General features: G+C 58.9%; 5 protein-coding genes and 1 other RNA gene. 2 read left to right on the top strand and 4 right to left on the bottom strand.

All coding sequences use genetic code 11. The annotated features are described in order from the left end of the window. Positions 1 to 4: 4 nt before the first annotated feature. From dprA to Q0J85_RS10380, 4 genes are read right to left on the bottom strand one after another with little or no spacing between them, the layout of a single operon-like run. Positions 5 to 1132 (bottom strand): DNA-processing protein DprA, encoded by a 1128-nt coding sequence (gene dprA, locus Q0J85_RS10365; RefSeq protein WP_294481172.1) that lies wholly within the window; start codon positions 1130 to 1132, stop codon positions 5 to 7. Then, on the bottom strand, positions 1125 to 2189 hold the full coding sequence (aroB, locus tag Q0J85_RS10370) for a 3-dehydroquinate synthase (protein ID WP_294481175.1): 1065 nt from the start codon (positions 2187 to 2189) through the stop codon (positions 1125 to 1127). The genes dprA and aroB overlap by 8 nt, the downstream gene beginning before the upstream one ends. Beyond that, positions 2186 to 3232 carry a DUF3089 domain-containing protein gene (locus Q0J85_RS10375; RefSeq protein WP_294481177.1) on the bottom strand — a complete coding sequence of 349 codons (1047 nt, stop codon included), beginning with the start codon at positions 3230 to 3232 and terminating at the stop codon, positions 2186 to 2188. The genes aroB and Q0J85_RS10375 overlap by 4 nt, the downstream gene beginning before the upstream one ends. A gap of 9 nt (positions 3233 to 3241) precedes the next feature. Further along, positions 3242 to 5005: a hypothetical protein gene (locus tag Q0J85_RS10380; protein ID WP_294481179.1), complete on the bottom strand. Its 1764-nt coding sequence runs from the start codon at positions 5003 to 5005 to the stop codon at positions 3242 to 3244. 205 nt (positions 5006 to 5210) lie between these two features. Here Q0J85_RS10380 and Q0J85_RS10385 point away from each other — a divergent pair, with 205 nt between their 5' ends. Next, a complete protein-coding gene (locus tag Q0J85_RS10385; protein WP_294481181.1) occupies positions 5211 to 5597 on the top strand; it encodes a CrcB family protein in 387 nt (128 codons plus the stop codon). A 60-nt stretch (positions 5598 to 5657) separates the two neighbouring features. Continuing rightward, positions 5658 to 6014, top strand: a transfer-messenger RNA (tmRNA) gene (ssrA, locus tag Q0J85_RS10390). Positions 6015 to 6415: the final 401 nt, after the last annotated feature.

Here is a 6415-nt window from a genome sequence, read left to right on the forward strand (position 1 = left end):
CCCGTCAGAGCCGACGGTAAACCTGATCCGCACCGTGATCGGCGAGCATCCGCATCTCGAGGCTCATAAGCACCCCCAGCAGCCGTCCCGTATCGAGAGAAGTTTCCGCCGCGAGCTCCTCCAGCGACCGCTCCTTTTCCCCCAGCAGCTTCAGAACCCGCTGTTCATCAGCGGAAAGATCGCCGGAAGAATCGGGATCATAGGGAACACGCCCCTCCCCCACCTCATCCGGTTCGAGTCCCGGCAGATATCCGCCGACCCGCACCCCGAACGCATCGAGCACGTCCCCGAACGACTCCACGAGCGCCGCCCCCTCCTTGATGAGTTTGTGACACCCTTTCGCCTGCATATTGTCGGCATGCCCCGGAACTGCAAAAACCTCGCGTCCGTTGTCGAGCGCCAGTTTCGCCGTGATAAGCGCCCCCGAACCGATTCCCGCCTCGGTCACGATCGTCGCGCGCGTCATGCCTGCGACAATGCGGTTGCGGCGCGGGAACGTCGTACGGCTGACCGGACACATCATCGGGAATTCGCTCACCAGCGCCCCGCCGCACTCGACAATGCGGCGCGCGAGCGGCACATTCTCCTGCGGATGAATCCGCATCAGGCCGCCGCCGAGAACCGCCACCGTGACTCCGTTCATCTCGACCGTCGCTGTGTGCGCGACCGTATCGACCCCGAACGCGAGACCCGACACGATCGTGTAACCTGCCGCCACCGCCTCTTCCGTAATCATGCGGGTCATGCGTGCACCGTACTGCGTCATGCGCCGGGTGCCGACGACCGCGACCGCATTCTCCGGCAGCGGCGGCAGTTTGCCGCGCACATAGAGGCACAGCGGCGGATCGTAGAGCGAACGCAGCACCTCCGGGTACGCCTCGTCCCACAAGGTGACGATCCGCACGCCGGCCCGGTCGCACAACTCCAGTTCATTCCCCAGCAGCGCCCCCCAGTCACTGGCGGCGACCCGCTCCGCAAGCTGCGGACCGATGCCGGGGACCTGCATCAACTCATCCGCAGAACGCCCCGGCACTGCGGCCGGAGAGCCGAATTCCTCCTTGAGTGCCGTGTACTTCACATACCCGATCCCGGAAATCATGTTCAGTACGATCGTCGCTTCGCGATCAGTCATAGAGCACCTCCAAAGCCGAAGCGATCTCCGAATCCGGCACGGTTCTCACCGTCTCCGCCTCGCCGATCCGTTTCGGGAGCACAAGCGTCACGGCGCCGCCACGGTTCTTCTTGTCCCGGTGCATCGCCTCGAGCATCGCCGGAACGGAGCAGTGGCGCGGCAGCTGCGTCGCAAGTCCGAGCGCTGCAATCGCGCGTTTCTGGCGCTCCGCCTCGGCACGACTCCAGCGCCCGAGCCGGACCGCGAGTTCCCCCGCACAGCACATGCCGATCGCGACTCCCTCGCCATGACTGATCCGGAAATCGCTCAACAATTCGACCGCATGCCCGAACGTGTGCCCGTAATTCAACAGCGCCCGGATGCCGGATTCGCGCTCGTCCGCGGCAACCACCTGCGCTTTCAACTCGCAGGAGCGGCGGATCAGCGGGACAAAACGCTCCGGATTCCGTCCGTCGCGCAACGTCTCCGGCTCCCGCTCGAGCGCCGCAAACAGCGCCTCGTCGAGAATCACACCGGTCTTCAGGATCTCCGCGAGGCCGCAGCGGATCTCTTCCGGCGGCAGCGTCGAGAGAAAATCCGGATCGATCAGCACCTGTTCCGGCTGATGAAACGCCCCGACGAGATTCTTCCCCTCGGGGATATCGACACCGGTCTTTCCGCCGACACTGGAGTCGACCATCGCCAGCAGCGTCGTCGGGACCTGCACAAATCCGACTCCGCGCATATAAATCGCGGCGGCAAATCCGGTCATGTCACCGACGACACCGCCGCCGAGCGCGACGAACCGCGCCTGACGGTCAAATTGAAGCTCCGCCGCCCGACGGCAGATTGCGATTACCGTATCCGGCGTCTTGCTCTGCTCTCCGGCCGGGAACTCGAACCACCCCGCCTGCGGAACGGTTTCCCGTGCCCATGCGCCCCAGAGTTCGGATACCCGGGAGTCGGTCACCAGAAAGTTCCGCCGCCCGGTCAACTCCGCGGCGAGCGCGCGCACGCCGCTGCCGATTACAATATCATAAGCCCGTTCCCCGAGCCCGACCCGAATTGTCTCGCTCACTTCTCCTGCCCTCCGGCGTTAAAATAACTGGCCGCCCGGTCACGGGCGTTGATCTCCAGATTCCGGTAAAAGAAATAGATGTCATTCATATGATAGATTCCGGCGCCGAGCAGCGAACTGTCATACTGCCCCGGAAACTCCGGCGTCACCACAAGCGCCCCGGTTTCGGGGCGGATTTCCGCCCCGCAGAACGCCGGGATCTCCCCGGTAATCCGCCCCTCCCCGTCGAAGAAAACCGCCCCGACATTCGCCGCGGCAGGAGCCGGAACCGCATCGGTCCGCCAGTTCAACGGGTTGATGCAGCGCGTTCCCGGTCGCCCTGTAAACAGGGACGGAGCCGCTTCCCGCGCCTCGGAATTCCACGTCACAATCACGCCCGAGTCGATCGGCCCCTCGGCCATCTTCAAATGCGGATTTCCGGCGAGATCGGCATCCGTAATCGGGCAACCGATCAGATAGGCGGCGATCAGCTTCTTCCGCAGGGCGGGATCCTTGAACTCCCGCTTCAGAAGAGCGAGCAGATCATACGCCCCCTGACTGTGACCGACGAGGATGAACGGCCGCCCCCCGTTCCAGTGCTTGAGATAATACCGGAACGCATCGACCGTATCCCGGAAACCGATCTCCATCGGGGCATCCGTGCCCGGCCGTTCCGCCAGCGCCGCCAGAACGAGATGCAACTCCCCCTGCCGGACAAATGGAGCGTAGACATTGCCGACCGGCAGAAACGGTCCGGTCTGCTGACCGGCGATGTTCCGCGTCTTCGTCCGCATCTCCTCGGAATCCCAGTGCATGACCGCATGTTTCCGACTTGCGAATACCGTCGGATAGACATAAAATACGTCGATCGGCTTGCGCTCCTCCGCCGGACAATCCGGCAGCATCACCCAGTTTTCCGGCTTCGCATAGTCGACAGAACGCTTTTCCGCCGCCAGCCGGCACGCCTGCGCGGATTCGCAGGGCTGCACGCAGCCGGACAATGTGGCGGACAGAATTGCGGCAGCAAGCGCAAAGATCAGACTTTTCGCAGAAATTCTCATCATTTTCCTCACTCATTTCGGCACATTTCCGGAGTTCTGCACCAGTTCGTCATATATCATTCGATACACCCGGTTCTCCGGCTGCATTTCCACAATTTTCTCCCAGGCTTTCAGCTGCCCTGGGAGATCCTTTCGGATCTGCGCTTTCATCGCCTCCGCGAGGAAATACTGATAGTCGTCCGGCGTGCGCACCTGCAGCTCCCGGTCGAGAAACTCGACCGCCTCATCCGGCTTTCCCTCCAGCACGGAGATCTGCGCCATATCCCGGAAGAAGAGCGGAAAAACGAAATCCGGCCAGAGGAACTCCCGCCAGCCGACCGTTTCAGCCTCCGGCCACAACACATGGTACATCTTCCGTGCCGTTTCCCGGTCCTGATTGAGCCACGCTACATGCGCGAGACAGAAGCGCGCGGTGCGATCCGCAACCGCCTCCGGAATCTTATACACATCGTGATAGCGGCGCATGCGGGTCGCGACATCCTGAATGACTTCGAGATTTCCGCTCCGGAAAGCCGTGCAGATCGAATTTCCCATCACTTTCCAGTTCGGCACTTCGTCCCGGGCGAGCACATAGGAGTACATGTACTCGCACGTCTCCCAGTACGGCAGATAGTTCCATGTGAGCAGCCAGAAAGCGGCGAAAGCGGCGCCGGCCGCGCATTTGAAAGCGCGGGCCGCACTTTTCCGGCGGCGCAGGAACGCCTCGGCAAGAACAGCCGCGCCGATCCACACCGCCGCCGAAACCAGGTAGTTGTAACGGTCGCAGTAGTGGAAATTCGTATAATGCAGCAGTCCGAGCACGGGGACCGTAAATCCAGCGACAATGAGGAGCATGCAGACAATTTTCCGCCAGGCGAAACCGACTCTGCGCGCGACCAGGATGAATCCGCCGGCGAGAAGAACCCCGCCCGCGACCGGGAGGAGGAGCTCCGCCATGGAACGGATTTCCGGATAGATCGGATTGGTTTCAAACGGAATGAGCGCAGTCAACGGATACCAGAAGAGATTGTGCAGCGGCACGAGTAAATTCTCCTCCGGCACGCCGCCGTTGGTCTTGGCAGTGATCACCGCGGCCCAGATGACGGCGCCGAGCGCAGCCAGAACCGGGAACCAGAGAATGCGCAGATAGTCGCGCCACGGGAAGCGTTTCCCCCAGAGACAGATCAATCCGACGATCATGACACCGGGCAGCGGTACGGCCGCCGGTTTGGCGAAGATCGCAAGAGCAGCGAGAATCCCGGCCATGAACGAGATGCGCCGCTGCTGAACGCCGCGCAGGAAAAACCAGAGTGAGGCAAATGCGAGTGCTCCGCACAAAACATCCTTGCGTTCGGTGATCCAGATGACGGATTCGACTTTCTGCGGATTCACGCCCCAGAGCAGAGCGGCGGCGAAAGCGAGCCAGGTTCTGGCGCCGAGCCTCCGGGCAATGAGGAAGAGGAAAAAACATCCGATGAAGTGGAGCAGCAGATTGTGCAGCCTGAATCCGAGCGGGTCGACACCGAAGAGGGCGCGGTCGATCATGAACGAGTACATGGGCAGCGGTGTATAAAGGTCTTGATAAGGTTCCAGACCGTAGAGCAGGAAATTTTCCATCGTAAACGTGAGATGCCGATTGTAAACGATGAAAACCCCGTCATCCCAGTCCCGGAGAAACGGATAATTCAATCCGGGGTAGAATACGGCAATGAGAAGCAGCGCCAGCAGCGCGGCGCAGACGAAATTGCGACACAGTTCTCTGCGGAACGGTGAAGTTGACGAAAGAAATTCCGGCACGATGAAACCTTCCTCATCGGTCATTCTCGGCGGCGGACCGCAGAAGCGACCGGTATTCGATGCTTGAGACCCACTTTATTGTTCATAATATAGGACGAACTTGCCGTGAAATCAATGAGGGGAATGGTTTCGTTGCTTGATTTTTCCGGAAACGGAATTATTTTCGAGAGAGTTGCAGAGTTCAATCGGAAAGGGAGGTGCGTTGATGACGTTGAAATTGATTCTGCTGGTTGCGGCCGCGGGAGCGTTGGGCAGTACGCTGCGCTACCTGATCAATCTGCTGTTTTTGCGCGGAGGGGTGACGGGATTGCCTTATGCGACCTTGACGGTAAATGTGCTGGGTTGTTTTCTGGCGGGATTGCTGTTCGGCCTGTTTGCGACGAAATTTGCGAAATACGCGAATTACGCGCCGGTGCTGATGGTGGGATTTCTGGGAGCGTTCACAACGTTTTCGACGTTTGCGCTGGAGAGTGTGACGCTGCTTGCCGGAGGAGCGATATGGAAGGGATTGTTGAACATTGCGTTGCAGAATCTGGCGGGATTGGGAGCGATCAGTGCGGGATTGGGTCTGGTCCGGCAGATTTGTCGATAAATCGGGGAATCGGGTCTTGATTTTCCTGCGGGATGGATTATATTGATAATTACCGATTATGGGGGTGTTCCGGATTCGACCGGCCCGGTTGGGTGTTGATTGCATGCCGAGGATGATCGTTGGCCTCGTAAAACATCGGTCGAAACGATAAACGCGAACGAAGAGTTTGCCCTGGCGGCTTAATTCCCGCCACGCTGCCGTTCCCGAGGAGTGCTAAGGAATCGTGGCGTCATTCAGCGCTCTGGCTTTGAACAATCGTCTTTCGGTTCAGGGCGAGATCAAAGGAAAGAATAGTCTGGAGCCAGGCCTGTTCATCGGCTTCGGTAAAGGACGATAAAAACCAAAGATGAAATAAGCATGTAGACGTCCTCATTGGACCTCGTCGGCACGCGGGTTCGACTCCCGCCACCTCCACCAGAAATTTATTGATTGCCAAGGACTTACAAATAAAGTCCCTGGCAATTTTCTTTTTATGGTGCTTACAGTTGCAGGCACTTACGGCTTTTGCAGGGCAAGCAAGAGACTGATATTCTCAATGCTGAACCATACCAGCAATGGCATTTTGCACCACTTTTACGGCAAAAGTCTCTGAAACGCAAGGACGCAAGTCCTTGGAGCATTATTGTTTATTATCAATGATTTACAAAAAGTGGTAATACAAGGACTTGATGTAAAAAATAGACGGTGCAAAAGTTGGTTTTCCGCCACTCCTGCTCCGTCTTTCATTTTGCCAAAGTGAAGTCCTTGAACTGAGCCGCTAGCGCGGCAGGGAAAGCGAAACGAGAATATCCAAATGAAGAAAAATCGCTGGTGATTTG

Source organism: uncultured Victivallis sp. (assembly GCA_944389935.1).
GTDB lineage: Bacteria > Verrucomicrobiota > Lentisphaeria > Victivallales > Victivallaceae > Victivallis.